Source organism: Devosia indica (assembly GCF_003056405.1).
Taxonomy (GTDB): Bacteria; Pseudomonadota; Alphaproteobacteria; order Rhizobiales; family Devosiaceae; genus Devosia; species Devosia indica.
Map to the genome: position 1 here is coordinate 223,473 of NZ_PYVZ01000001.1, position 23,737 is coordinate 247,209.

General features: G+C 64.3%; 29 protein-coding genes. 12 read left to right on the top strand and 17 right to left on the bottom strand.

The window, feature by feature from the left end; genetic code table 11:
* The first annotated feature begins 28 nt into the window (after positions 1-28).
* Positions 29-310, top strand: a complete 282-nt coding sequence (locus tag DDE76_RS01050) for a type II toxin-antitoxin system RelE/ParE family toxin (RefSeq protein WP_104892389.1) — start codon at positions 29-31, stop codon at positions 308-310.
* Positions 285-599, top strand: a complete 315-nt coding sequence (locus DDE76_RS01055; protein ID WP_104892390.1) for a HigA family addiction module antitoxin — start codon at positions 285-287, stop codon at positions 597-599. Before DDE76_RS01050 ends, DDE76_RS01055 begins: the two co-directional genes overlap by 26 nt.
* Here DDE76_RS01055 and trhO read toward each other — a convergent pair.
* The gene (gene trhO, locus DDE76_RS01060) at positions 596-1,633 is read right to left on the bottom strand and encodes an oxygen-dependent tRNA uridine(34) hydroxylase TrhO (protein ID WP_245891755.1); all 1,038 of its coding nucleotides are present in this window, start codon (positions 1,631-1,633) and stop codon (positions 596-598) included. The two genes, DDE76_RS01055 and trhO, sit on opposite strands and share 4 nt — an antisense overlap.
* Before the next feature lie 71 nt (positions 1,634-1,704).
* Here trhO and DDE76_RS01065 point away from each other — a divergent pair, with 71 nt between their 5' ends.
* A complete protein-coding gene (locus DDE76_RS01065) occupies positions 1,705-2,742 on the top strand; it encodes an aldo/keto reductase (RefSeq protein ID WP_104892391.1) in 1,038 nt (345 codons plus the stop codon).
* Positions 2,743-2,876: 134 nt separating this feature from the next.
* Here DDE76_RS01065 and DDE76_RS01070 read toward each other — a convergent pair whose 3' ends face one another.
* Together DDE76_RS01070 and DDE76_RS01075 are read right to left on the bottom strand one after the other, a co-directional pair.
* Positions 2,877-3,767, bottom strand: a complete 891-nt coding sequence (locus DDE76_RS01070; protein WP_104892392.1) for an NAD(P)/FAD-dependent oxidoreductase — start codon at positions 3,765-3,767, stop codon at positions 2,877-2,879.
* Between the two features lie 83 nt (positions 3,768-3,850).
* Positions 3,851-4,288: an Rrf2 family transcriptional regulator gene (locus DDE76_RS01075; RefSeq protein ID WP_104892393.1), complete on the bottom strand. Its 438-nt coding sequence runs from the start codon at positions 4,286-4,288 to the stop codon at positions 3,851-3,853.
* Positions 4,289-4,386: 98 nt separating this feature from the next.
* On the opposite strand from DDE76_RS01075, the gene DDE76_RS01080 reads away from it, so the two are divergent.
* Positions 4,387-4,992 (top strand): hypothetical protein, encoded by a 606-nt coding sequence (locus DDE76_RS01080; RefSeq protein WP_104892394.1) that lies wholly within the window; start codon positions 4,387-4,389, stop codon positions 4,990-4,992.
* Positions 4,993-5,102: 110 nt separating this feature from the next.
* On the opposite strand, the gene DDE76_RS01085 is transcribed toward DDE76_RS01080, so the two are convergent.
* The 3 genes from DDE76_RS01085 to DDE76_RS01095 all read right to left on the bottom strand — a co-directional run bounded on the left by DDE76_RS01085 (position 5,103) and on the right by DDE76_RS01095 (position 8,499).
* The gene (locus DDE76_RS01085; protein WP_104894800.1) at positions 5,103-6,227 is read right to left on the bottom strand and encodes a Gfo/Idh/MocA family protein; all 1,125 of its coding nucleotides are present in this window, start codon (positions 6,225-6,227) and stop codon (positions 5,103-5,105) included.
* A 206-nt stretch (positions 6,228-6,433) separates the two neighbouring features.
* Entirely contained in the window at positions 6,434-8,035 is a 1,602-nt protein-coding gene (locus DDE76_RS01090; protein WP_157955607.1) for a TadG family pilus assembly protein, read from the bottom strand.
* A 35-nt stretch (positions 8,036-8,070) separates the two neighbouring features.
* The gene (locus DDE76_RS01095) at positions 8,071-8,499 is read right to left on the bottom strand and encodes a TadE/TadG family type IV pilus assembly protein (RefSeq protein WP_104892396.1); all 429 of its coding nucleotides are present in this window, start codon (positions 8,497-8,499) and stop codon (positions 8,071-8,073) included.
* Positions 8,500-8,657: 158 nt separating this feature from the next.
* On the opposite strand from DDE76_RS01095, the gene DDE76_RS01100 reads away from it, so the two are divergent.
* Positions 8,658-9,476 (top strand): siderophore ferric iron reductase, encoded by an 819-nt coding sequence (locus tag DDE76_RS01100; protein WP_157955608.1) that lies wholly within the window; start codon positions 8,658-8,660, stop codon positions 9,474-9,476.
* Here DDE76_RS01100 and DDE76_RS01105 read toward each other — a convergent pair.
* The gene (locus tag DDE76_RS01105) at positions 9,452-9,997 is read right to left on the bottom strand and encodes an SH3 domain-containing protein (RefSeq protein WP_158672385.1); all 546 of its coding nucleotides are present in this window, start codon (positions 9,995-9,997) and stop codon (positions 9,452-9,454) included. The two genes, DDE76_RS01100 and DDE76_RS01105, sit on opposite strands and share 25 nt — an antisense overlap.
* A gap of 114 nt (positions 9,998-10,111) precedes the next feature.
* Here DDE76_RS01105 and DDE76_RS01110 point away from each other — a divergent pair, with 114 nt between their 5' ends.
* The 4 genes from DDE76_RS01110 to truB all read left to right on the top strand — a co-directional run bounded on the left by DDE76_RS01110 (position 10,112) and on the right by truB (position 13,300).
* Positions 10,112-11,131, top strand: a complete 1,020-nt coding sequence (locus tag DDE76_RS01110) for a 2-hydroxyacid dehydrogenase (RefSeq protein WP_104892399.1) — start codon at positions 10,112-10,114, stop codon at positions 11,129-11,131.
* Positions 11,132-11,282: 151 nt separating this feature from the next.
* Positions 11,283-11,942 carry a hypothetical protein gene (locus DDE76_RS01115; protein WP_157955609.1) on the top strand — a complete coding sequence of 220 codons (660 nt, stop codon included), beginning with the start codon at positions 11,283-11,285 and terminating at the stop codon, positions 11,940-11,942.
* Positions 11,943-11,975: 33 nt separating this feature from the next.
* On the top strand, positions 11,976-12,389 hold the full coding sequence (gene rbfA, locus DDE76_RS01120) for a 30S ribosome-binding factor RbfA (RefSeq protein WP_104892401.1): 414 nt from the start codon (positions 11,976-11,978) through the stop codon (positions 12,387-12,389).
* On the top strand, positions 12,386-13,300 hold the full coding sequence (gene truB / locus DDE76_RS01125; protein WP_425430612.1) for a tRNA pseudouridine(55) synthase TruB: 915 nt from the start codon (positions 12,386-12,388) through the stop codon (positions 13,298-13,300). Before rbfA ends, truB begins: the two co-directional genes overlap by 4 nt.
* On the opposite strand, the gene DDE76_RS01130 is transcribed toward truB, so the two are convergent.
* The 6 genes from DDE76_RS01130 to DDE76_RS01155 all read right to left on the bottom strand — a co-directional run bounded on the left by DDE76_RS01130 (position 13,290) and on the right by DDE76_RS01155 (position 18,912).
* A complete protein-coding gene (locus DDE76_RS01130; RefSeq protein WP_104892403.1) occupies positions 13,290-14,423 on the bottom strand; it encodes an MFS transporter in 1,134 nt (377 codons plus the stop codon). The genes truB and DDE76_RS01130 overlap by 11 nt on opposite strands.
* Before the next feature lie 38 nt (positions 14,424-14,461).
* A complete protein-coding gene (locus tag DDE76_RS01135; protein ID WP_104892404.1) occupies positions 14,462-14,926 on the bottom strand; it encodes an MmcB family DNA repair protein in 465 nt (154 codons plus the stop codon).
* Entirely contained in the window at positions 14,919-16,112 is a 1,194-nt protein-coding gene (locus DDE76_RS01140; protein ID WP_104892405.1) for an MFS transporter, read from the bottom strand. Before DDE76_RS01140 ends, DDE76_RS01135 begins: the two co-directional genes overlap by 8 nt.
* Positions 16,109-17,281 carry an MFS transporter gene (locus DDE76_RS01145; RefSeq protein ID WP_104892406.1) on the bottom strand — a complete coding sequence of 391 codons (1,173 nt, stop codon included), beginning with the start codon at positions 17,279-17,281 and terminating at the stop codon, positions 16,109-16,111. The genes DDE76_RS01140 and DDE76_RS01145 overlap by 4 nt, the downstream gene beginning before the upstream one ends.
* 113 nt (positions 17,282-17,394) lie before the next feature.
* The gene (locus DDE76_RS01150; protein ID WP_104892407.1) at positions 17,395-17,952 is read right to left on the bottom strand and encodes a hypothetical protein; all 558 of its coding nucleotides are present in this window, start codon (positions 17,950-17,952) and stop codon (positions 17,395-17,397) included.
* Between the two features lie 90 nt (positions 17,953-18,042).
* A complete protein-coding gene (locus DDE76_RS01155; protein ID WP_104892408.1) occupies positions 18,043-18,912 on the bottom strand; it encodes a LysR family transcriptional regulator in 870 nt (289 codons plus the stop codon).
* Between the two features lie 183 nt (positions 18,913-19,095).
* Between DDE76_RS01155 and DDE76_RS01160 the strand changes: the two genes are divergently transcribed.
* From DDE76_RS01160 to DDE76_RS01170, 3 genes are read left to right on the top strand one after another with little or no spacing between them, the layout of a single operon-like run.
* Positions 19,096-19,260, top strand: a complete 165-nt coding sequence (locus DDE76_RS01160; RefSeq protein ID WP_104892409.1) for a DUF1127 domain-containing protein — start codon at positions 19,096-19,098, stop codon at positions 19,258-19,260.
* A complete protein-coding gene (locus DDE76_RS01165; protein WP_104892410.1) occupies positions 19,257-20,258 on the top strand; it encodes an aldo/keto reductase in 1,002 nt (333 codons plus the stop codon). The genes DDE76_RS01160 and DDE76_RS01165 overlap by 4 nt, the downstream gene beginning before the upstream one ends.
* The gene (locus DDE76_RS01170) at positions 20,255-21,217 is read left to right on the top strand and encodes an aldo/keto reductase (RefSeq protein WP_104892411.1); all 963 of its coding nucleotides are present in this window, start codon (positions 20,255-20,257) and stop codon (positions 21,215-21,217) included. Before DDE76_RS01165 ends, DDE76_RS01170 begins: the two co-directional genes overlap by 4 nt.
* Positions 21,218-21,275: 58 nt before the next feature.
* Here DDE76_RS01170 and DDE76_RS01175 read toward each other — a convergent pair whose 3' ends face one another.
* The 4 genes from DDE76_RS01175 to DDE76_RS01190 all read right to left on the bottom strand — a co-directional run bounded on the left by DDE76_RS01175 (position 21,276) and on the right by DDE76_RS01190 (position 23,728).
* Positions 21,276-21,632, bottom strand: a complete 357-nt coding sequence (locus DDE76_RS01175) for a septal ring lytic transglycosylase RlpA family protein (protein WP_104892412.1) — start codon at positions 21,630-21,632, stop codon at positions 21,276-21,278.
* Between the two features lie 458 nt (positions 21,633-22,090).
* Positions 22,091-22,726, bottom strand: a complete 636-nt coding sequence (locus tag DDE76_RS01180; RefSeq protein WP_104892413.1) for a peroxiredoxin — start codon at positions 22,724-22,726, stop codon at positions 22,091-22,093.
* Positions 22,727-22,896: 170 nt separating this feature from the next.
* Positions 22,897-23,100 carry a hypothetical protein gene (locus tag DDE76_RS01185; RefSeq protein ID WP_157955610.1) on the bottom strand — a complete coding sequence of 68 codons (204 nt, stop codon included), beginning with the start codon at positions 23,098-23,100 and terminating at the stop codon, positions 22,897-22,899.
* Positions 23,101-23,200: 100 nt separating this feature from the next.
* Complete coding sequence (locus DDE76_RS01190; RefSeq protein ID WP_104892415.1) at positions 23,201-23,728, bottom strand: CreA family protein; 528 nt, start codon at positions 23,726-23,728, stop codon at positions 23,201-23,203.
* Between the last annotated feature and the right edge of the window lie 9 nt (positions 23,729-23,737).

Here is a 23,737-nt window from a genome sequence, read left to right on the forward strand (position 1 = left end):
ATGTAACGCAGGGCGTTATATTCAGCCCGTGATCCAAAGCTTTTCAGATGGCGAAACGGAGCGTATCTGGCAGGGGCGGCACAGCCGCAAACTGCCCGGTGATATTCAGGCCATCGCCCTGCGCAAACTGCGTCTGCTGCATGCGGCCCGGACCATAAGCGATCTTCGCGTGCCGCCGGGAAATCGGTTGGAGAGTCTCAAAGGCAAACGCGCTGGACAATGGAGCGTTCGCATCAATGACCAATGGCGGATCTGTTTTGCTGGGGAAGAAGGAGGACCGCGCGATGTCGCAATTGTCGACTACCATTGAAGAGGTGCTGCCCAATCCGCATCCGGGAGAAATCCTGCTCGAGGACTTCTTGAAGCCGATGGGGTTGAGCCAGAATGCTTTGGCCCGCGCCATCCACGTACCTCCCCGGCGTATAAACGAAATCGTCTTGGGTGAGCGCAGTGTCAGTGCGGACACAGATCTTCGGCTCGCGCGGTACTTCGGCCTGTCGGAAGGATTTTTCCTGTCACTGCAGGCAGAGTTTGACCTGATGAAGAAACGGCGCGAAATCGGCGCGGACTTGCAAGCTATCGCACCGCGGGCAGCTTAGTCCTTATTGATTTGCCGCGCGCGTTCGGCCTGCGCTTTTTTCTGCTGGCGGCGGCGTTCGGCGTCGGTGAGGGCGGCGTCGCCCATATGCGAGAGACCGCGTTGCCGGGCCAGGTCCATCTGGCGCTGGCGCTCGGCGGCGGCCTGATGCTTGGCGGTGTCACCGGCGCAATAGGGGCAGGAGATGCCTTCGTGGAAATCGGCGTGGCGCCGGTCAGCCTCGGTCAATGGATGGCGGCAGGCGCGGCAGAGGGTGGCATTGCCCAGTTCGAGCCCGTGGCCAACCGAGACACGCTCGTCGAACACGAAGCATTCGCCGGAAAACCGGCTTTGCTCCTCGGGCACCACTTCAAGATATTTCAGAATCCCGCCCTTGAGATGAAAGACCTCCTCAAAGCCCTGGCTCAACAAGTATGACGAGGCTTTTTCGCAGCGGATGCCGCCGGTGCAGAACATGGCGACCTTCTTGTCCTTTTTCGGATCGAGGTGCTTTTCGACATAGTCCTTGAATTCGACAAAGCTCGAAGTGTGCGGATCGAGGGCGCGCTGAAAGGTCCCCAGACCCACTTCATAGTCATTGCGGGTATCGACCAGCACGACGTCATTGCGCTCGATCAGCGCGTTCCAGTCCTCGGGTTCGACATAGGTACCGACCTGACGGTTGGGATCGACCTGGGGCGCGCGCAGGGTGACGATCTCGGGCTTCAGACGCACTTTCATGCGCAGAAAGGGCGCAGTGTCGGCAAATGAATATTTCACCTCGGCGCCGGCAAGCCGGGTGCCGAAGGGACCGGAGGCGAAGAGATAACCGGCCAGCGCGTCGATGGCCTCAGGCGTGCCGGCGACGGTGCCGTTGATGCCTTCGGGGGCGAGGATCAGCGTGCCCTTGATATTGCGGCCACAGCAGAATTCGGCCAATGGGCCTTTCAGCGCTTCGGCATCGGGCAGCGCCGCGAATTTATAGATGGCCATCACCTTGTATGGATGATGGGTCTGGGGCAAACTGGACATGGATTTCGAGCCGGGCGCGTTCATGGCGCCGCTCATACCACCGGCCGCGCCCGGCGTCACGGGGCGGCCGCTGCCACAAAATTGGGAGAGACACCATGACCTATCGGGCCGATCCGGCGCGCTATGACACCATGCAATACCGCCGCTCGGGCAAATCGGGGCTGACGCTGCCGGTGGTGAGCCTGGGGCTATGGCAGAATTTCGGCGGCACGCGGGACTATCCCAGCGCCATGGAAATCCTGGGCTATGCCTTCGACCAGGGCGTGACCCATTTTGACCTGGCCAATAATTACGGGCCGCCGGCAGGATCGTCCGAAGAGCTGTTCGGGCAGGTGATGGCCCGCGACTTCCGGCCCTATCGCGACGAGATGATCATTTCGACCAAGGCAGGCTACAATATGTGGCCGGGACCCTATGGCGAATGGGGGAGCCGCAAGTACCTGCTGGCAAGCCTCGACCAATCGCTCAAGCGCATGGGGCTCGACTATGTCGACATTTTCTATTCGCACCGCTTCGATCCCGACACGCCGCTCGAAGAAACCATGGGCGCGCTGGCCCATGCGGTCAAATCAGGCAAGGCGCTTTATGTCGGCATCTCGTCCTACCCGGAACAGCAGACGCGCGAAGCGCATCGGATCCTGAAAGAAATGGGGGTGGCGACCACTATCCACCAGCCGAGCTATTCAATGATCAATCGCTGGATCGAGAACGATCACACGATCGATGCCTGTGGCGAGTTGGGAATCGGCGTCATTGCCTTTTCGCCGCTGGCGCAGGGGGTGCTTTCGGGCAAGTATAATCGCGGGCAAACCGAGGGCGCGCGGGGCGACAATCCAAACGGCACCTTGCGCGCCAGCCATATCGAGCCGCGTGTGCTCGAGGCGGTCGACAAGGTGGGCGAAATTGCCAAGGCGCGCGGCCAGTCCATGGTGCAACTGGCGCTGAGCTGGGTGCTGCGGCGCAAGGAGATGACCTCGGCGCTGATTGGGGTCAGGACGCTCGAACAGCTCAAAGACAATCTGGGCGTGCTGAACAATCTCGATCTCAACGATGAGGAGATTGCGGCGATCGACGAGGCCACCGGCGGCGGGCAGATGGAGCTGCATCCGCGACCGCAGGGCTGGTTGCGGTAAGGGTTCGCACCCCCACCCAACCTCCCCCTGAAGAAGGGGGAGGGGTCTGCCGGTGATCGCCGCCAGACCGAGGATGAACTCGATGCGCTCCTCCCCCTTCTTCAGGGGGGCCGCGTGGGGGTGCGTCGGCGCCCTCACACCATCATCGACTGCAGTGCGCCCATGGCCGCCAGCGAGCCGGTGTTGCTGGCGAAGGTGACCGAGTGCATGCCGGTGACGAGGTCGCCGGCGGCGAAGATGCCGGGGCGGGAGGCGGTCTGCATGTCGCCAATGGCGATCATGGTGCCGGTCGGGGTGTCTTTCATGTCGAGGCCAAGCTGGGCATGCAGATCGGCCGAGGGGCGATTGCGCGGATGGGCATAAAGCGCATCGAGACCGATTTCGGTGCCGTCTTCAAGCGTGACCCCGCGCACTTGGCCCTGGTCATGGGTGATGCTGGTGAGCTTGCCATTTGCGATCCTGACGCCGCGCTTTTCGAGCTTGTGGCGCTCCTCCTCGGGGATGTCGTGACCGTCCAGGATCAGGGTGATGTCGTCGGTCCAGTTAGCGTAGAGCGTGGGACCATGCAGCGACATGGGCGAGGAATAGAGCAGGCCCCAGCGTTTTCCGGCCACTTCATAGCCGTGGCAGAAGGGGCAGTGGATGACCGTTTTGCCCCAGCATTGGGCAAAACCGGGAATGTCGGGCATTTCATCGACAATGCCATAACTCAGGATCAGGCGGCGGCCGGCAATGGTTTCACCATCGGCGGTGGTGACGCGGAAATCATCGGGCTCGCCAGTGACGAGCTGGGCCCTGGCGCCGACCAGTTGCACCGTTGGATAGTGCTGGACCTGGTGGCGGGCTGTGGCGAGCAATTCGCCCGGCGGGATGCCGTCATGGCCGAAGATATTATGGGCGTGTTCGGCATAGCGATTGCGGTTTAGGCCGGTGTCGAGCACGGTGACCTTGCGGCGGGCACGGCCCAGTTGCATGGCGGCGGTGAGGCCGGCAAAGCTGCCGCCGATGATGATGACATCCTGCATGTTTCAGGTCCTTTTCTGGGCGAGCAGAACCACCCGCTGCCACAGCCTGGCAGCGCCTGAGGCCCGCTCTGGGGTTGGTAATGTCAGTCCAGGCGGGGGAACCCCGCATGAAGCGCGTCGGTGGCCAGGTCGCTCAAACGCACCCGTTGCAGGCGGGCGGCCAGCAGGGCCTCGGCATCATCAAGAAAATCGTGCATGACCCGATCGACCGACCGCACGATGGCGCAGGTGACGTCGCCCGGATCGCTTTCGGTGCGCACCAGCATCCGCTCACCAAGAGCGGCATAGACATCGCGCAGGGTGATTTCGGTGGCCGGACGGCTGAGCGTCCAGCCGCCATTGGGCCCCTTGCTGGCATCGACTATGGCCGCCTCGCGCAATTCGCCCAGAATGCGGCGCACGACGACGGGATTGGTCATCAGGCAAGTGGCCAATGCGGCCGAGCTGAGCTGCTTGCCGGGCTGGGCGTGGAGGTGCACCAGGGCGTGCAAGGCGATGGAAAGACGGCTTGATCGTTTCATGTAACTTTTATTGTTACATATAGAGCGCCTGTCAAGGGGGGTTATCTTTGCCCCGCTTGCCAGCTTAGAGTGAAGACCTTGATCTTGGGAGGATCGCCATGCGCCCTGCAGCTTTACTCATCGCCCTGTGCGCCGGCCTAACCGGCCCGGCAGCGGCACAGGACGCGGGCAGCCAGGCGGTTATCGACCGCATGAAGGCGGGCAAGCTGATACCGATCAGCGATGTGGCCGTGCTGATGATGGGCGCGGAGCGCTGGTGCTACCGGCTGCAGGACGGCAATTGCGCCTGGTCCGATATCTATCTGGCGGTGAGCGAAACCGAGGCAATCTATGAGATTTCCAACCCCTGGAGCGAAGAGGTCGACATCTCCTTTGTCGACCGCGGCGTGTTCAAAGAGGATCGCTATATCTGCGAGACCGGCAATGACTGGGTGCCCACAGTCCGCGGTTACGAGCGGACCGATGGCACGGCCATTGAAGGTCGCGCGCTGGCAGCGCTGAAGGAGGAGATCTACAGCATCGTCAGCGTGGGGGATGACGATGACTGTTTCGACTATCTCTATCAGCATCAGGACAAGGCCGCAGAGACGGTAACCTTGCTGCAACGCCAGTATATCGACGGGGAAACCAACCCCGCCGATGATGCGCTGGTGACGCTGTATTTTGATGCCGACGCAGCCGGTGAGCTGGGCTGGTATTGGTAGGCAAGACGTCCGCCCCCCACCTTAGCTGCGCCAGGACGCGGTGCGTCCAGCTTTGCGACCCTCCCCACAAGGGGGAGGGAATGGGGGTCGGGTGCCTGCTGGCGCGGCGCCTATAGGGCTCCGTCCTTGAGGCTTTCGGCAAGCGGGGCGGGCCGTTCGACGGGTGTCTTGATATCGACAGTGCGGCCGTCGCGCGCGGCGATCTCGAAGGCTTCCATCACCTCGAGCACATGCAGGGCCAGATCGCCATTGGCGCGGTGCGGCCGGTTGTCAAGAATGGCGGCGGCCATGTCGGCGACCCCGAGCGAGCGGTAATTGCCGTCCGCAAAGGGGGCCTCAAGCTTGACTTCGGCCCAGTCCTCGTCGCGACCGCGCCTGCGCAGCTCCACCGTGCCACCGAAGTGGTTCGGATCGGGCACGATCAGGGTCTGCTCGGTGCCATAGAGCTCGAGCGGGACGTGCTTGTGGGCGGCGACATCGAAGCTCATGGCGATCTGTACGATGGCGCCATTGGCAAAGCCGAGCGCGCCGGTGACATGGGTGTCGATATGCACCGGCATGGTCTGGCCCTTTTTGGGCTCGGAGGTGATGGTGCGTTCGGTCCGCAGGCGCGAGGACATGGCCGAGACCTTTGCCACGGGCCCAAGCAGATTGACCAGGTCGGTGATGTAATAGGGGCCCATGTCGAGCATGGGGCCACCGCCCAGGTCATAGTAGAAGGCCGGGTCGGGATGCCAGCTTTCGTGGCCGGGGCTCTGCATGAAGGCGGTGCCGCCAACCAATTGCCCCAGTACGCCGCTATCGACCACGGCGCGGGCCTGCTGATGGGCGCCGCCGAGGAACGTATCGGGTGCCGAGCCGATGCGGAGGCCCGCCGCATTGGCGGCGTCGAGCAGCTTCCGGCCTTCGGCGAAGGTGATGCCGAGCGGCTTTTCGGAATAGACATGCTTGCCAGCGGCCAGGCATTTGAGGCCGACTTCGACATGGGCCCGCGGAATGGTCAGGTTGACCACCAGATCAATGCCGGGATCGGCGAGCATGTCTTCGACGCTCATCGCCTTGAGGCCGAATTCATCGGCGCGGGCCTGGGCGGCTTCGGGCCGCATGTCCGAGAGCGCCTTGACGTCGAGCACGCCGAAGCCCGGCAAACCGTCCTTGCCCAGAATGGCCTTCAAATAGGCCGAAGAAATATTGCCGGTACCGATAAAGCCGATACCCAGGCGCCTGGCGCTCATCTGCGCATTCCTCCCAAAGCAAGTCAGCGTTTCAAGGAAACGCCGCGCCTGCTTCCCATTGTTGATTTGTCGCGCATTCTGGCCATTCAACCATGCCGAAAGCGCTCCGGATGTACGTGCATCAGCCTAGACCGGGCAGGGCGGAGTCGGGAAGTGGGGGCCGCGAAATTGTGTGATTTTTCTTCTGCGCGGGTCCTCAGGCAATGCTACCCCACCAGCACAGAGCGATCGCAGCGCACGCCATAGACGCGCACATCGGCCTCGCCCAGACCCAGCCCCAGGGCGGAGAGCGTGGCGTTGATCGTGTTGTCGAGCAGGGGCGCCAGCGGCACGAGCAGGCTGCGCACCGCCTGGGCGATGAGATGGGGCGGCGAGAGACCAAGGCCCAGCACATTGACCGTGAGGTCGAGGCGGGCGAGCAGCGCATCCGCAAGGGACGCCACCAGCGTTTCGGTGCGCGCCGTCCGCATGGTGCCCGCGGCGATGTCGGCTGAGGAAAATTCGAGCCGGACCGGGCTGGTCTGGGCCAGCTCGACCATGGCCGCGCCGGTGACGCGCAGCAGCAGGATATCGATCAGGCGCACCGGGGCGGCCGAAGGGGGCACGCCGAAATCGGCAAGGCTCGCATCGCTCATCTCCCCGATGCTCAAGCGCAGCACGCCGGGGCGCGTGGCGATGGTGGCGCTGCCATGTGGCGCGCCGATGGTGGGACAGGTGGCCGCTTCGGCGCGCGCCTCGGCGGGGGCCAGATCGAGCCAGAGCGGGAGCTTGACGCCGGCGCCGAGCAGGGCCGGTCCGCCCAGCAATCCGGCCCTGAGGCGCAAGCGGGTCTGCGCGGTGCGGATGATGGTGCCCAGGGGCCCAAGGGCAAACCAGCCGCCGCCCTGCGGAGGCTCGCCAATGGCCAGATCAAGTTGCAGCGACACCAGCCCCGGCACCGCAGCCCCGAGATTGAGCGAGACCTGGCTGTCGCCATCGCTGAGCACGGCGGCGGCCGAAAGCAGTTCGAGCGCGGACAGGGACAGGTCGGCTGCCCCGGCGCTGCCAAGCTCCAGCCCTCCCAGCCGGCCCAGGTCGATCAGCTTGCCCAGCTCCACATCGGCGCCGGTGCCGGCGGTGGCGAGCAGCATCAAGGCGGATTGTGCAGTGCCGTTGGTGAGCGATGCCAGCGCGGCGGCAATATCCCCTGCCCCGGCCTTAGTGGTGAGCAGATCGTCGTAACTGCCGGCGGTCACGCCCAATTGGGTGGCCAGGGCGTCGAGAAATCCCAGTGCATCGATCTGGGCCGCGGCGAGCGCGGTGTAGTCGAGCACCGACAGGGACAGTGTGGTGCCGAGCAGGCCCGACAGAATGGCATTGGCCAAGCCACCATTGAGGCTGGCCAGGCGCGAGCCGACCGAGAAGGACACCTCGGGGGTTACCGCCGCAATGCCCGATGCCTGGAGGGTCGGCACGGCGGCAAAGCTGGCAGCGAAATAAAGCCTGCCGGGCCGGTTGAGGGTGACCGAAACGGCATTGTGCGGGGCCTGTCCGGGCCTGAAGCGGTCGGCAATGTCCGGTTCGGTCGGGTCATAGCGACCGGCAAGGACAGTCAGCCCATCCGTGCTGGCGGGGGCAAGGAGCTGCGCCTCCGCCAGCACGGATTGGGCGATCTCGGTGGCGCGGGAGGGATCGGCCGCCGCCGAGATGGCCGCCAGATCGACTGCGGCCTGCAGGACGCGACGCTCGTGATAGAGCGCGGCCGCATCCACCGCCAAGGCCGACACCATGGCGGAAACAGCAAAACCGAAGGCGAAGAGCACGGCCATATTGCCACGCTCATCACGGCGGAACCGGGACCCGCTCACAAGCCACCCCGCCGGATGGTCGCGCCATGGGCAATGGTCTTGCCCGGCAGCGGCAGGGGTGGATAGAGATTCCAGATCGGCAGATCGGTCGCATCATAGCTCAGGCGCACGACATATTGCGCCGGGTCGGCAGGACTGTCGCCGATGGTGTGGGTGAGGCGGGCCGGATTGAGCAGCGGATAATCGCCCGCATTCTGCGCCAGATAGGTGGCAACCAGGCTGTTGCGCTCGGCCTGGTTGAGGCCGGCAATGGCGGTGCGCGCTGCATCGGCGGCCAATTGCTGAACGGAATGGGCGGCGCCGAAATAGATGCCATAGGCCAGCATGCCGGTGAGCAGCAGCAGGAATACGGGCGTGAGTATGGCGAATTCGATGGCGGCCGTGCCGCGCCGATCATTGAGCAGACTTGCGCCGGGCCTTCGCATTCATGCCTCCCAAGGCGAATGAGCGGGTTGGCGACAGCATGGACCGGACCGACACAGGGAGCGGTAAAGCGCGGTATTGGTAGAATTGCGGGTCGAGTAGGTGACTTTCCTTGTCCGAATGAACCGGCTAGGAGAGAACCGATTTCAGGATGCCGCACTTGACCAGCCGCAATTACCTTTTCGCCCAGACTGCAGACGATGTTGCGTTGACGCGGTTCATCGCCCTGGCGGGGTCGGCGACGGGCTTTCTCAAGGGGGCGCCGGGCGGGCCCTTGCCGGGGTGGCACAGTCCGGGCCAGGACAACAGGGCGTTCCTGGAGGAGCTGTATGAACGGCTGGCAGTGAGCTATCCGGAAGCCGGGCAACCGTTTCACGCGGTGCGGCTGTGGACCAATCTGATGTGGCAGCCGGCTTACCTTTCGGTCATTGCGGTGCATCTGCATGGCGCGCTGCCGGCAGTGACGACGCTGGCGCAGGCGCGGCAAAACCTTGGCGTCAATGGCTATCGCCTGGCCCCGGGACCGCAGATGGAGGGCAGCACGGAAGAATTGATCGCCAGGGCGGGGCGCGATCTGCGCGCCATGGGCGATCGCGTGCTGGCCGAAATCAATGCGGTGACCAAGCTCAAGCAGACCCCGGCGCTGCGCCTATTGGCCGACCGGATGCTGGGGCTGATGGTGCGGCTGAAACACTTCCGGCCCGAGATCAGCATGGCAGAGCAGTATCGCTATTGCGATCTGTGGCTCTCGGCGATGGGGCTGGAGGGACAGGGCGGGCTGGAAACGCTCGACCTGCCCAATGGGCAGCAGGTTGCCATCATGGCGCGCAAGGGCTGTTGCCTCGACTATCTGGCCTTTCCCGAGCGCTACTGCGCCTCCTGCCCCAGGCTGAGTGATGATGAGCGGCGCAATCGCGAGCGTACCAATATCATGGCTGAGCTTGAGGTTCAGGCTCAGTCGAACGTCTCGTCGGCATAGACACCCCAGAGCTCGGCCTGCTGCACCCAGCCCGAATAGGCCTGACGCTCGCCCGGTTGGCCGGCCGAAACATTGCACCAGGTGCCATCGCATTCGCTGATCGAGACCCGGACGCCGGGTGCGAGACGGGCCCGCACCGCTGCATCGGCGGATTGGCCGGTATGCATCTGCACCTCGCCATTGGCCAGCAGAGGCGTGGCGTAGCCGGCGCGATTGCCGGACAGCAGGCTCTGATGCACCCAGCCCTCGTCGCCTTCGACATCGCGGATCTTACGCCAGGTATCAAATTCCTGGATAATCTCCACCGGAACGCCGGAGACGGTGTAGTTCCAGGCGATTTCATAGCGCGTGCCGGGGCCGACACGGACATTGATCGGGTGCGAGCGGGTCGTGACGAAACGGGGCAGCGGCAGGCCGCTGGGATTGTCCTGCGCCTGCGTGGCAGGCGTGGCGATGGCAGCGGCGCACAGGGCCACGAGAATGGCGAATACAGTGCGCAGGCGGGCCGGCAGAGCTGGCAAGAACAACATCACTTTGCAGACGGGTTTGATTTGCCCTATCACTAGCGCGATATCCTTAATGGTCGCTGAAGGCGACACTTGCGCCGGTGACCAACCGGCCCCTCATTGGTGCGCATGACATCGAGCAAACCCAAGATCCTGGTGACCAGACGGCTGCCCGCAAGCATTGAAGCGCGCATGGCGACCCTGTTCGAAACCGATGTCAATGACGCCGATCTGGCCCTGAGCGGAGACGACATCCTGGCCGGACTCGCGGGCAAGGATGTGCTGGTCTCGACCATTACCGACCATATCGATGCGGGGCTGATCGGCCGGCTGCCGCCCAGCGTGCGGCTGATTGCCCAGTTCGGCAATGGGGTTGACAATATCGACCTCGACGCGGCCTGGGCCGCCGGGCTGACCGTGACCAACACGCCTTCGGTGTTGACCGAGGACACCGCCGACATGGCCACGGCGCTGATGCTGGCGCTGCCGCGCCGGCTGGTGGAGGGCACGCAGATGCTGTTGCGCGACCGGGCCTGGGCGGGATGGTCGCCCACCTCGATGCTGGGACACCGGCTGCGCGGCAAGGCGCTTGGCATTGTGGGCATGGGCCGGATCGGGACGGCAGTGGCGAGCCGCGCCCGGGCCTTTGGCCTCAATATCCATTACTACTCGCGCAATCGCCGTCCGCCGGCCATCGAACAACCGCTCGAGGCGCGCTATTGGGACGATCTGGACGCCATGCTGGCCGAAGTGGATATCGTCTCGCTGCATACTCCACTGACCCGCGACACGCATCATATCCTGTCTGCGGACCGGCTCGACCGGATGAAGCCGGGCGCTCATCTGATCAATGTCAGCCGCCCCGAACTGCTTGACGAGACCGCTCTGATCGAGCGGCTGGAGAGCGGGCACCTGGCTGGCGCGGCGCTCGATGTGTTCGAGAACCGCCCCGACATCAATCCGCGCCTCTTGGCGCTGGCCGAGACCAACCGGGTGGTGCTGACCGCCCATATGGCGTCGGCCACGCTGGAAGCGCGGGTGGAGATGGGGGAAGCGGTGATTGTCAATATCCGCACCTTCATGGACGGGCACCAGCCGCCGCACCGGCTGCTGCCCGACGGCCCCCTGCCCCGCGCCGCGCGCGCTTAAGTGTTGCAGCATTTCCCCAATCGGCCGACCAACTGGGCCGCGACCCAGCCACCCGCTTGCGTGGCGGCGCCCTGCCCCCTAATCGTCACATTGTCGGGGGCGTGGGGCGCGTCCGGGCGACGTGCGTTTTTCCGGGTGTCAGGAGTGGCCCGTGCCTTGGACCAATAAAGCGGCAATTCTGGCGGCTGGCCTGATGATGCTTCCTGCCCCGGTGCTGGCGCAGAGTGCGCTGCCCTTCACGCAGGACGAGGGACGCCTGGTGCTCGATGTGCTGGGGCAGCGCCTGACCCTGCCGCCGCCGGACTGGGTGGGGTCGGACGCTGATCTGGCGGCCATTTCCGAGCGGGTTTCGACCCGGTTTTTCGAAGATGGCGGACAGGCTCAACTCACGATCTATAAACGTGGCGAGGGCGAGGCCTTCTGGACCAGCCTCTATGGCGCCCGTATCAGCACTGACACCGACATGGATCTCGCCGAGTTCCGGTCGCGGGTGGTCAATATCTATGCGCAATCGTGCGATCCGGACACGGTGGCGCTGTTCCAGCTCGAGCCCGATGCAGAGGATGCGCTGCCGCCGCTGGGCTATGTGTGCGGCGCCTATCTCGATGCCTTCACCGATTTTGCCGGCCAGGGCGAAGTGATGGTGATGGGGTTCTACAAATCCGAGGCGGGGCTGGGCCTGGTGTTTCAGGAATGGCGTGGCGAAGCGTTCGATGCCAGCGCGCCGGCAAGCTGGCCGGTGCCCGCCGAGACGGTGGAAGCGCGCATGGCCCAGTTCAAGTCCGAAGTCTCGCTGACGCTTCTGGATTGACGGCGCCCCTGGGAGAGCCTAAGCCGCTTGCCCATGAAAAAAGACCACAAACCCGCTGGCCCGAGCCAGCGCATGCTGCGCGTCGGGGAACTGGTGCGCCATGCCCTGGCCGGGCTGTTTGCCCGCGGCGACATCGAGGACGAGGCCCTTGCCGGCGCGGTGGTGACCGTGCCCGAAGTGCGCATGACGCCGGACCTCAAGATCGCCAATGCCTATGTGATGCCGCTGGGCGGCACGCATGCCGAGGAGATCGTGGCGGCGCTCAACCGGCACCGCAAGTTCATCCGTGGCCGGGTGGCGCCGCAGATCGACCTCAAATATGCCCCGGAAATCCGTTTCTTCGTGGACGATACCTTCGAGGAAGCCGGCCGGATCGATGCGCTGCTGCGCTCGGACCGGGTCAAGCGCGACCTCGACGACGATAGCGACGACAGCCAAGAAGACTGAGTTTGAACCAGCCAAAGTCCAAGAAGCGCGCCATCTCCGGATGGGTCGTGCTCAACAAGCCATATGACTTCACCTCCACCCAGGCGGTGGGCAAGGTGCGCTGGCTGCTGAACGCCGCCAAGGCGGGCCATGCCGGCACGCTCGACCCGCTGGCCACCGGCATCTTGCCCATCGCCCTGGGCGAAGCCACCAAGGCGGTGCCGCAGGTGCAGGATGGGATCAAGATTTATCGTTTTACCATCGGCTGGGGCAAAGCCACCAGCACTGACGATACCGAGGGCGAGGTGATCGCCACCTCCGATGTGCGACCCGAACAGGCCGCGCTCGAGGCGGTGCTGCCGCGCTTTATTGGCACTATTCTGCAGCGGCCGCCGGCCTTTTCGGCGATCAAGGTGGATGGCGAGCGTGCCTATGATCTGGCCCGGGCCGGCGAAAAAGTGGAACTGGCCGAACGGCCGATCGATATCGACGCGATCGAACTGGTTTCGCATGGGCCCGAGGAAACCGTGCTGGAGGTGACCTGTGGCAAGGGTACCTATGTGCGGGCGCTGGCGCGCGATATTGCCGAGGCGCTGGGCACGGTGGGGCATGTGACCAAGCTGCACCGCGCCGCGGTCGGTCCGTTCACCGATGAGGACGCGGTGAGCATTGAAGAACTCGAGGCCGCCGAAGCCGGGGATGCGCGCGATGGCCTGCTGCTGCCGGTTTCGGCCGGCCTTGAGTATATCGCGGAAATCCGGCTTGATGCCGGCCAGGCCAAGGCGGTGGGGCATGGCAATCCGGTGCTGTTGACCGGGGCCAATGCCCCGGTGTCGATGGACGAGTGCTGGGTGAGCTTCAAGGGCAAGGTGCTGGCCACCGGCCATGTGGAATTCGGCCAGTTCAAGCCCGGCCGGGTGTTCAATCTTTAGGGCGTAGCCGCCCGGCCATGGCAAAGGTCAGCACGAGCAGCGGGATGAGCATGGCAAAGGCCATGCGCACGCCGAAGCCTTCGGCCACGCTGCCGATCAGGACCGGGGCGCCCAGATTGACCAGCTGGAAGATCAATGTGGTTGCCGCCACGTTCTGACTGGCCGGACGATCCCCCAGCCGCGCGGCCGCGGACAGTGTGAGCGGAAAGAGCACGCAGATGCCGATGCCCACGGCCAGGAAGCCGGCCAGTGCCGCATAGGCATTGGGGGCCAGGACAATGGCCAGCATGCCCAGCACGGCCAGAGCGGACAGACTGCGCGCCACCCGCACCGGGCCGAAACGATCAATGACGCGATCGGCGACCAGGCGCCCCCCTGCCATGGCAAAGAGCAGGGCGGGAAGGGCCAATGACTGCACAAAGGGGGCGACATTGAAGCTGTCGCGCAGATAGATGATCGACCAGGCGCGCGAGGCCCCTTCGGTCAGCCCGGCACCCAGGCCGAAGGCCACCAGCCCCATGGTGGCCCAGCTTGGCCAGGCCAGCTTTTTCACCGCGCCGCCGGCGTGAGGACGGGGCGGCATGTCGGGCATGGGCAGAACGACGAACCAGATCAACCCGATCAGCAGCGGCACCAGCGCCCAGAGATGAATGGCCGGCGTGACATGCAGGCCGCGCAGCGCGGCGCCAAGCAGGGAGGTGAGCAGGAAGCCGACGCTCCAGGCGCCATGACAGGTATTCATCACCCGGGCCGAGGTGGCCGCCTCGACCCGATCGGCCTCGACATTCATGGCGATATTGGTGAGCGAAAAGCCGACGCCGTTGAGCGCGAGCAGCACGAACAGGGCAATCGGGTTGAGCAGTACCGTGGCCAGGGCGGCGGTGATGACCACGCTTGGCAGCAGCCAGAGGATCATGCGGCGCGGCCCGAAGCGCTCGACGATGACGCTGGAAAACAGAAACATCGAAAGCGCACCCAGCGGCTGGCCGATCAGCACCAGGCCGAGCTGGCCTTCGGTGAGCCCGATCAGCTCCTGCAGGTCCGGAATGCGGGTGTGAATGGCGCCGGCGGCCAGGGCATGGGTGAAAAACAGCGCGACAATGCGCCAATGGGTGAAAAGCATTATGCGTCAATACTTTGGAATTGCTCCGAAGGGAAGGCTCAGGCGATTGGCCCGGGGTCCATCAGGGCGTGAATGCGGTCGGCTCCCATGCGGGCGAGTTTGAGCATGAGCGCCTTGCGGCGGGCGGGAGCAAGCGGGGTGTCGGGACTGTCGCGCAGGATGGCGCCATCATGGCCATCGGCGACGATCAGCCCTTCCGTTTGAGGAAATATCTCGCCGTCCAGCTCGGGCGGCTTGGCGAAAAAGAAGCGGTCGGAAAATTCGCGATATTCAGGCCATTTGCGATCGACCTGGAAGTCGATGAGGCTCGACTTGATCTCGATGATCCAGATCTCTCCCTTGGGCCCGACGGCCAGCACATCGGCGCGGCGGCCATTGGCCAACGGCACTTCGGCATAACAGGCCATGTCGTGCCGCTCGCGCAGCATGCGCATGACCCCGCGCTGGACGCGCAGCGCGGTGGCCGATTGGCGCAGGTCAACGATTGGTGGCAGATCAGCCATTGGGTCCGAGCGGTTCGGGCGGCATGCCCAGGGGAGTTTCCACCTTTTTGGAGCCCAGCGCAAAGCTGGAGGCCCAAAGCCCGGCCAGCAGCAAGGGCAGGCAGACCAGATAAGAGGCGCGGATATTGATCAGCTCGGCCACGAAGCCGAGAAGGGGCGGGGCCAGGAAAAACACCACCACGCTGACCTGGCCGATGGCCGCGACATTGACGGCGGCCGGTCGATCCGTGCGCTGCGCCGCGGCCGAGACGGCCAATGGATAGACAGCCGAGCAACCCGCGCCCATCAGCGCGAAACCGGCCAGCGCCAGTTCGGGCCCCGGCGCGATGCCGACCAGCAGGGCACCGAGGCTGGCGGAGCCGAGCATGATCATGGCGACATTGCGCGGCCCGAAGCGGGTCACAAATGGATCGGCAGTCAATCGCAGCAGGGCCATGAAGAAAGCGAACAGGGTCAGGCTCATGCCCCCGACAATGGGTTCGACGGCAAAGACATCGCGCATATAGATGGCCGACCAGTCGATGCCGGCCCCTTCCACCAGAAAAGCGGCAAAGCCGATCAGGCAGAGCGGCAGCAGGCCCAGATTGGGAAAGGCAAACCGATGTCCGGCCGCTTCGGTCTGGCTGCGGGCCGTTTTGGGCGTATTGGTGGCGCCGTAGATCAGATAGCCGCCGACCAGCACGATAATGGTTGCGACGAGCGCCAGATGCAGCCCCGCCGACAGGCCCGACTGGCGGATCACGGCGCCGAACAGGGCGGTGAAGAAGAAGCCGACACTCCAGAAGCCATGTGCGCGGTTCATGTAGCGCTTGCCGGTCAACGTCTCGAGCCGGTCGATTTCCACATTGAGGTTGATCTCGAGCGCACCGGCCAGCAAGCCGACCACGAGCAGAACCACAAAAACTGCCGGCGCGGTGGGCAACCAGGGGATGATGGCAAACAGAATGGCCGGGCCCAGCGTGGTGAAAAACGCGGTGGTACGGAAACCCAGCTTTTCGACAAGCGGGGCGCCGGCCGTCAGGGAGATCAACGAGCCGATGGCCATGCCGATCATGGTCAGGCCCAACTGCCCCTCACTGACACCGAGATGGGTCTGCAGTTCGGGCAGGCGGGACATCAGCGCGCCGGTGGCGACGGCGAAGAAGAAAAAGCAGGCATAGATGCGGTGCTGGGGAGCAATGGTCACGGCGTCACCGTCTTGATGACCGGGCGCGGCGCCAGCACATGGGCGGTGAACAGGCCCAGCAGGACCAGCGGGAAGCCGACGCCGAAGGTCCATTGGATGCCGAAATGCTCGGCGATGAAGCCCAGAAGCGGCGGGCCGAGCAGGAAGGCAGTGAAGGAGAACTGGGCCAGGGCGGCGACATTGATGGCGGCGGGGCGGTCCGTCTGCTGGGCGGCGGCCGACATGGCCAGCGGGAACAGGGCGCTCGAGCCGAAGCCGATCATGGCGAAGCCGCAATAGGCGAGGAAAGCCGAGGGGGCCAGAAAGGCCAGCACCACGCCGCCGCCCAGAATGGTCAGCAGGACCCGTGCCACGGTCACCGGGCCGAAACGATCGACAAAGCCATCGGCAAAGAAGCGGGCAAAGGCCTGGGAGCCGGCCACCACGGCAACGGCGATGCCGGCCCAGAACGGAGTGGCGTCAAAGATGTTGCGCATATAGATGGCCGACCAGTCGATGCCGGCGCCTTCCATCAGCATGGCGGAGAGACAGACAGCCACCAGCGCCATGATGGTGGCGGTGGGCCGGGCCAGGCGCGGGGTTTCATCGGTGCTCGAGCCCGTGCGATGCGCGGCGGGCTGGAACTGGCCCAGCACGACGAGCGTGGCCAGCAGCACCACGGGGATCATGATCATCAGATGCCATTGCGGCGCCAGGCCGGTGCGGGCGATGAAGGACCCTACGATGCCGGCCGAAAAGAAGCCCAGGCTCCAAAAGGCATGGGCGCGGCTCATGATGCGGCGGCCAATGGCGTGTTCGACCCGGTCGGCCTCGATATTGATGATGATTTCGATGCAGCCAATGGTCAGCCCCACCGGCACCAGCAGCAAAAAGAAGGCCAGCGGATTGGCAGCCCAGACGGCGGCGGCAAACAGCACCGAGAGCAGCGGGATGGCGACGAGCAGAATGCGCCGATAGCCCAGGGCCTCGATGAAGCGTCCGGCAAAGGTCAGCGAAATCAGCGTGCCGACAGCCGAGCCGATCAGTGCAAGGCCAAGCTGGCCTTCGCCCACGCCCATGGCTTCCTGGATTTCGGGCAGGCGCGGAAACATGGCGCCCATGCAGAACGAATAAATGAAGAAGGCCCCGAAGACCTTGATCTGGGGCGGCAAGACAAGGCCGAATCGCATTTTGATAAAGTGCTCAAGGAAGGTCGATGGCCGGCACGCTAGGCCATTTCCCGGCAGGTGAGAATAGGGCGGGAAGAGCGCTGGAGTGGTTTATTGCAACGTTTGCATTCCGGTCACACCGGCTCGGGCGCGAAATGATCGTCGCGTACCACATTGATGCCGCTGACCAGGTTGCGGACGATTTCGAGGCGGCGGAACTGACCCGAGCCGCGGCTGTTGCCGTGCCCCTGTTCGATGCCGGGACGGCCGCGCCGGTCGGGACCAAAATAGCGGGGCGTTTCGTAGTAGACCAGGTTCTGCCCGACCTGCCGCGTGATCCGCTCGAGCACCCGCTTGCGGGTGAAGGGCATGGTGATGACGTCGTCAAAACCCATATTGATGCGGCCGCTGATGGCCTCGACCGAGGGACTTTCGGAAAAATAGATCAGCGGGGAAAAGCGCAGGCGCCTCGTGGTGCTGAAGCGCACCGCCTCCGCGATGCCGCGCAGGCTTTCGAGATGTTCGGTGGCGGCGAACAGAAAAAAGCAGATCGGCGTGGTCTGGGTCTGCTGTTCGGCCTGGGCCATGGTCGAAAACGGGCTGACCCCGGCAAAGCCCAGCCCCCGCGCCAGATCGAGAAGGGCCGTACCCGGACCATTTTCAGGTCCGACAACATAGGCGTATGCGCGCATGGCATCGCTCTCAAATATTTCCTGCGTCCGGCGCGAATACTAAGACAAAGCTGCTAACACACCGCTAATGCGCGATATTTTCTCAATGCTTTAGCCAGCAATGCGCTCACCGCGAAACAGGGAGCCGTGCTCGCGCATCAGGGCGGCGATGCGCTCGGTGACGGTGCGCACCGCCGGGGTATGGCGCTCTTCATGGTGGCAGACCAGCCATTGCTCGGTTTCGAGCTCGGGGATGGTGCCGGCCATGCGCGACAGGCGCGGATCGGCATCGCCGACAAAGCAGGGAAAGACTGACATGCCGGCCCCCGCCGCGACCAGTTCGAGCACGCTCATGGCGTCATTGCCGCGGGTGGCGATGCGGTCGCCATGGCGGGCATGCAGCCAGCGGGCCGAATGGGTCTGGCTGCTGTCTCCTGCCACGCCGACGAAGTAACCGGCAGCAACGCCACTGATCAGTTCGGGGCGGGCATAGAGGCCATAGGCCACCTTGCCGACCAGCCGCCCGGCCAGCCATTGCTCGGTCGGCCGCTGATTGCGAATGCCGATATCGGCGTGGCGGCGGCCGATATCGACCTTGTGGCTGGCGGTGACCAGCTCGACGCCGAAGCGGTCCGCCGCAGTCCAGACCTGGCCGATATGGCGGGCGATGAAGGCCGAGGTCCAGGGCCCGGCCGAGACCCGCACCACGCGTTCGCCGATCGATCCGTCCTTCCAGCGCCGGAGCGAGAGCATGGCCGCCTCGACCTCCTCGGCGCGCAACAGCAATTCCTCACCCGCCGGGGTCAAGGCGTAGCCGGTCTGGCTGCGCACAAACAAGGGCTCGCCGATCTGATGCTCAAGGGCGGTGACGCGGCGGCCCAGCGTGGCGGCGGAGAGGCCCGTGGTCCTGGTGGCGGCGCTGAGGCCACCGAGCCGGGCGACATCGAGGAAGAGCCGCAAATCGTCCCAGGAGAAATCCATTTTTCATTCCTGCAATGCGCCTTTCGACTTCAATCGTAGCGCAGAGGACCGCATTTGCGCAATATTTGTCTCGCCGCCTCACAGGACGAGGCGAAGTCAATTGCCTGTAGCACCAGGAATGAAACGCCGACTCGCCGGGTCTGGCGGCTGGTGGCTGCATGGCCATTTCGAGGAGACGAGACGATGTTCGAACCCGTCAGACGCCGGCTCTATGCCTGGCATATGCGCAATTATACCCGCCGCCGGCTCGCCATGCTGGATAGCCGGATATTGGCCGATCTGGGCATTGAGCGCGACCAGATCGATGACGTGGTCGCCCGCATTGACATTGAGGGAGACCGCAAATGATGTGGCAACGACAATTGGGGCGCACCGGCCGCATGGCCGGTGCCATTGGCCTGGGCTGCTGGGCGATTGGCGGGCATTTTACGCTGGATGGGCGCAATGATGGCTGGGGCGATGTGGATGACGCCCAATCGATCCGCGCCTTGCAGATCGCGCTTGATCTGGGCGCCAATCTGTTCGACAGCGCCGATGCTTATGGCACCGGCCATAGCGAGCGGGTGCTGGGCGCCGCGCTCAAGAGCCGCCGGGACGAGGCCATCATCGCCACCAAATTCGGCTTTACCTATGACGAGGCCAACCGCGCCCTGCTCTCGATCGATGTGAGCCCCAGTTACATCGAGTGGGCCAATGCGCAATCGCTCAAGCGGTTGGGGGTCGAGCAGATCGATCTCTACCAGATCCATCCGGGCGAGCTGACCGAGGATCAGGCCGACGCGGCCGCCGAGGCGCTGGAGAAACTGGCCGAGGCCGGGCGGATCAAGGCCTGGGGCTGGAGCACCGACAATGCCCAGGCCGCGCGGCGGATGCTGGATTATCCGCATTTCGCGGCGGTGCAGCAGGAACTCAACGTGCTGCATGACGGGCCGGACATGCTCGCCCTCTGCGCCGAAGCGGGGTTGGCGAGCCTTAATCGTTCGCCGCTGGCCATGGGCCTGCTCTCGGGCAAGTTCTCGGCCGCGAGCCGCCTGCCGGGCAGCGATGTGCGCGGCGCCGGCCATTCATGGGTCAAGCATTTCAAGGATGGCACGCCGACACCGGAAGCACTGGCCCGGATCGAGGCGCTGCGTGACCTTTTGACCAGCGGCGGCCGCACGCCGACGCAGGGCGCGCTGGGCTGGATCCTGGCCCGTTCGCCCCACACCTTCCCCATTCCCGGCTTCAAGACCGAAGCCCAGGTGCGCGACAATCTCGGCGCTTTGGAAAAAGGCCCGCTGCCCGCCGCGGTGATGGCGGAAATTGATGCAATTGTGCATGCAGAGATGACGGAGGCCTGGCAATGAAGAGCGCGCGATTGGGACGCTTCGGCGCGGTGAGCCGGCTGACATTGGGCGGCGGCGGGATCGGGCAGGTGTGGGGGCCGACCTCCGAGGACGAGGCCGTGGCCACCTTGCGGGCGGCGGTCGATGCCGGGATCACGCTGCTCGATGCGGCGCCGGGCTACAAGATCTGTGAAGCGATGATCGGGCGGGCCTTTGAAGGCAAACTGCCAGACCGCGTCCGGGTGACCACCAAATATGGCCTGGGCACGGTGGCGCCGGACCAGGCCTATGCGCGGCTCAGGGCATCGCTTGAACAGAGCCTTGCCGCCATGCGGCTCGAGCGGGTCGACATGATGCTGCTGCATTCGGAAATCCGGCCCGATGATTTCGAGTATCCGCCGGGCCAGCCGCCCAAGGATGAGCGCTCGACCGCGCTGACCTTTTATCGTGAAGCGGTGCGACCGGCCTTTGCGCAACTGGTCCGTGACGGACTGATTGGCGATTGGGGGATTACCGGGATCAACCACGCGGCGGCCACCATCGCGGCATTGTCCGATGGCCCCCTGCCCGCCGCCGTGCAGGCAATTGCCAATCTGCTCGACAGTCCGGGCGAAATGAATGGCACGGGGCTCGATCCGCGGCCGCGCGAAGTGATCGCCGCCGCCCAGGCGGCTGGCGTGGGCGTGATGGGGGTAAGGGCGGTGCAGGCCGGGGCGCTGGCCGACGCGCTGGACCGCGATGACAATTCGCCCACCAGCCGTGACTTTGCCCGCGCCGAACCTTACCGCGCGCTGTGCCGGCAATGGGGCGCGTCGCCGGCGCTGATCGCGCATCGCTATGCACTGGGCATTGCCGGGGTCGATACGCTGGTGCTGGGGGTGAAGAACCGGGCCGAACTCGATGAGGCGGTGGCGGCCGAGACCCTGGGCCCGCTGGAAACCGAACAGGTCGCCGCCATCGAGGCGCTGGGCCTGCGCTGAGACAAAAAAGGGCCGCCCCGAAGGCGGCCCTTTTCATCCCGGAAGACGGGTGAATATCTTAGCGCTGCGCGATGCAGACAGAGGTGACGCCCTTGTTCTGGAAACCCAGAGCTGCGGCGGCCCCCTTGGAGAGGTCGATGATGCGCTTGCCCACGAAGGGGCCGCGATCGTTGATGGTGACTTCCACGGATTTGCCGGTGGACTGGTCGGTCACCTCGACCTTGGTGCCGAAGGGCAAGGTGCGATGTGCGGCGGTCATGGCGTTCTGGTCGAAGATCTGGCCGGAGGCGGCCGTCTTGCCGTGAAAGCCCGGGCCATACCAGGAGGCGCCGCCACACTGGGCATAGGCGGCCGAAGCGGAGAAGGCGAGGAGGGTTGCGGCCGATACGGCGGCGATTGCGATACGCTTAGTCAATGGTCTGGAGGCTCACTGAAGTTTTCGATGCCGCTTCAATAGAGGCAGTGCCCGCCCGAATCTGGGCCGTTTGGGCCGCCTGCGACGTCCCGCCCCAGTTTGTGGCCGCTCTGCCGCAGGTTTCCAAAGCCTTGCAGCAGGCGGCGCGGCGCAAGATTGCGTAAACCTTAGAAACTGAATCCACGGATTTGCACGCATCGCGTCATGTCGCGGCCCAAATCGGGGTGATTGGGGAACCGGATTGCGAGGTGTGTCCATGCGGCAACGGTTCCGGCAAACCAGACATCAGGGCCCGATTTGATGGCGGCCATAGCAGGCATTTGGGCCCGATTGCCCCTCGCCCCGGCCAGAATGGGGCATCAATGTGGCTGGCGGGGTAGACTTCGGGCAAAGAAAAAGGCGATGGCCGGAAGTCATCGCCCAGTTGGTCAGGGAGAGAAACGAAGAATGTGGTGCGCTCAGCCCTGGGGCTGAGGCACAATGCGGAGATAGGGCTTGAGCTCTTTCCAGCCGCCGGGGAACTTGTCCTTGGCCGCTTCATTGGAGACAGCCGGGACGATGATGACGTCTTCGCCATTCTTCCAGTTCACCGGGGTGGCGACCTGATGCTTGGCGGTCAGTTGCAGGCTATCGATGACGCGCAGGATCTCATCGAAATTGCGGCCCGTTGAGGCGGGATATTCGATCTTGAGCTTGACCTTCTTGTCCGGCCCGATGACGAAAAGCGAACGCACGGTCAGCGTGTTGTCGGCATTGGGGTGGATCATGTCGTATTTGCGCGCGACCTCACCCTGGGTATCGGCCAGGAGCGGGAAGTTGAGGGCCGAGCCCTGGGTTTCCTCGATGTCCTTGGCCCAGCCGGCGTGATCTTCGAGCTTGTCGACGGACAGGCCCAGCACCTTGACGCCGCGCTTGGCGAATTCGTCCTTGAGCTTGGCGGTGTAGCCCAGTTCGGTGGTGCAGACCGGGGTGAAGTTCTTGGGGTGGCTGAACAGCACCGCCCAGGATCCTTCGATGAAATCGTGGAAGTGGATGGTGCCCTCGGTGGATTCGAGAGTGAAGTCCGGGGCGGTATCGCCAATCAGGATTGCCATGGTCGTCTTCCTCTGCCCGCGCTGTCGCAGGTCTGCTGTCTGTTGTGATGGCTAGAATATCGTGCTGATGCCCCCCGATTGAAGCGGAGGCAAGCGGAATGGTTTTGCCTTGTTCAGGCCCATTCAGGCAAGCCGTTGCCGTTGCGATCTGTGGATCGAAATGAGGCTGGTCAGCCCAACAGCGCCATGAGGCGGTTCGGCACGGCCGGATTTTGCAGCAGCAGGATCGCGCCAAAGGGGATGGCGGCGAAGACTATGGCCGCAGACGGGCTGGCCTTGAGCAGCCTGGCGATCATGTAGACCGACAGGCCAAAGGTGGCATTGAGCAGCAGATCGGCCGCATTATCGGCCAGATAGGCGAGCAAACCCGACATGAACCCCTCCCGGGACATCGACTGCCCGAGAAGGCTGGCACCGACTCATTGCGCGGTCATGGCGGGTTTGATGGTGTTTTAATTCAAATCGTATCGAGTGCTATTGCACCAGGACCGAACCCTCGACCGCCGGCTGTGGCGTGGGCGCGCCATTTTCCCAGGTCACATCAAGCCCGTTGAGCGGCACCACCGACAGGCTCATCTTGCCCGAGCCCTGCTGGATCTGGCGGGCATGAGCCAGATAGACCAGCGCGTTGTTGGCCGCATCATAGATGCGGGTGACGCGCAGCGACTTCCAGATCAGCGAGCGGCCTTCGCGGAAAATCTCTTCGCCGGCGCCGCGGGTAGCAATGTCGCCCACCGTGATCGGGCCGACCGCCGAGCAATCGAGTGCCGAATAGGAGGGGTCCTCGAACCAGTTGCCCTGGCTCAGCCGATCGATGAAGGAGCGATTGAAGAAGGAGAGGTGGCACACCACGCCTTCGATATCGGGATCGGCCAGCGCCTCGATCGAAATGTCATTGCCAGTCCAGTCGACCCCGACATTGCCCACTTCGTTGCGATTGCCACAGGCGGCAAGGGAGATGGCCGCGACGGCGACGATGGCAAGGCGGGCGATGGAATGCATGGAGGTCCT

Excerpts from the sequence above, each read along its gene's own strand:
- DDE76_RS01065 (WP_104892391.1), top strand. The coding sequence starts at position 1,705 with ATGACCTATCGGGCCGATCCGGCGCGCTATGACACCATGCAATACCGC.
- DDE76_RS01095 (WP_104892396.1), bottom strand. The coding sequence starts at position 8,499 with ATGCGAAGGCCCGGCGCAAGTCTGCTCAATGATCGGCGCGGCACGGCC.
- DDE76_RS01075 (WP_104892393.1), bottom strand. The coding sequence starts at position 4,288 with ATGAAACGATCAAGCCGTCTTTCCATCGCCTTGCACGCCCTGGTGCAC.
- DDE76_RS01145 (WP_104892406.1), bottom strand. The coding sequence starts at position 17,281 with ATGCGATTCGGCCTTGTCTTGCCGCCCCAGATCAAGGTCTTCGGGGCC.
- DDE76_RS01130 (WP_104892403.1), bottom strand. The coding sequence starts at position 14,423 with ATGCTTTTCACCCATTGGCGCATTGTCGCGCTGTTTTTCACCCATGCC.
- DDE76_RS01150 (WP_104892407.1), bottom strand. The coding sequence starts at position 17,952 with ATGCGCGCATACGCCTATGTTGTCGGACCTGAAAATGGTCCGGGTACG.
- trhO (WP_245891755.1), bottom strand. The coding sequence starts at position 1,633 with ATGAACGCGCCCGGCTCGAAATCCATGTCCAGTTTGCCCCAGACCCAT.
- DDE76_RS01185 (WP_157955610.1), bottom strand. The coding sequence starts at position 23,100 with ATGTCGGGTTTGCTCGCCTATCTGGCCGATAATGCGGCCGATCTGCTG.
- DDE76_RS01160 (WP_104892409.1), top strand. The coding sequence starts at position 19,096 with ATGTTCGAACCCGTCAGACGCCGGCTCTATGCCTGGCATATGCGCAAT.
- DDE76_RS01055 (WP_104892390.1), top strand. The coding sequence starts at position 285 with ATGTCGCAATTGTCGACTACCATTGAAGAGGTGCTGCCCAATCCGCAT.
- DDE76_RS01135 (WP_104892404.1), bottom strand. The coding sequence starts at position 14,926 with ATGGCTGATCTGCCACCAATCGTTGACCTGCGCCAATCGGCCACCGCG.
- DDE76_RS01080 (WP_104892394.1), top strand. The coding sequence starts at position 4,387 with ATGCGCCCTGCAGCTTTACTCATCGCCCTGTGCGCCGGCCTAACCGGC.
- DDE76_RS01165 (WP_104892410.1), top strand. The coding sequence starts at position 19,257 with ATGATGTGGCAACGACAATTGGGGCGCACCGGCCGCATGGCCGGTGCC.
- DDE76_RS01170 (WP_104892411.1), top strand. The coding sequence starts at position 20,255 with ATGAAGAGCGCGCGATTGGGACGCTTCGGCGCGGTGAGCCGGCTGACA.
- DDE76_RS01085 (WP_104894800.1), bottom strand. The coding sequence starts at position 6,227 with ATGAGCGCCAGGCGCCTGGGTATCGGCTTTATCGGTACCGGCAATATT.
- DDE76_RS01070 (WP_104892392.1), bottom strand. The coding sequence starts at position 3,767 with ATGCAGGATGTCATCATCATCGGCGGCAGCTTTGCCGGCCTCACCGCC.
- DDE76_RS01190 (WP_104892415.1), bottom strand. The coding sequence starts at position 23,728 with ATGCATTCCATCGCCCGCCTTGCCATCGTCGCCGTCGCGGCCATCTCC.
- rbfA (WP_104892401.1), top strand. The coding sequence starts at position 11,976 with ATGAAAAAAGACCACAAACCCGCTGGCCCGAGCCAGCGCATGCTGCGC.
- DDE76_RS01110 (WP_104892399.1), top strand. The coding sequence starts at position 10,112 with ATGACATCGAGCAAACCCAAGATCCTGGTGACCAGACGGCTGCCCGCA.
- DDE76_RS01090 (WP_157955607.1), bottom strand. The coding sequence starts at position 8,035 with ATGGCCGTGCTCTTCGCCTTCGGTTTTGCTGTTTCCGCCATGGTGTCG.
- DDE76_RS01180 (WP_104892413.1), bottom strand. The coding sequence starts at position 22,726 with ATGGCAATCCTGATTGGCGATACCGCCCCGGACTTCACTCTCGAATCC.
- DDE76_RS01155 (WP_104892408.1), bottom strand. The coding sequence starts at position 18,912 with ATGGATTTCTCCTGGGACGATTTGCGGCTCTTCCTCGATGTCGCCCGG.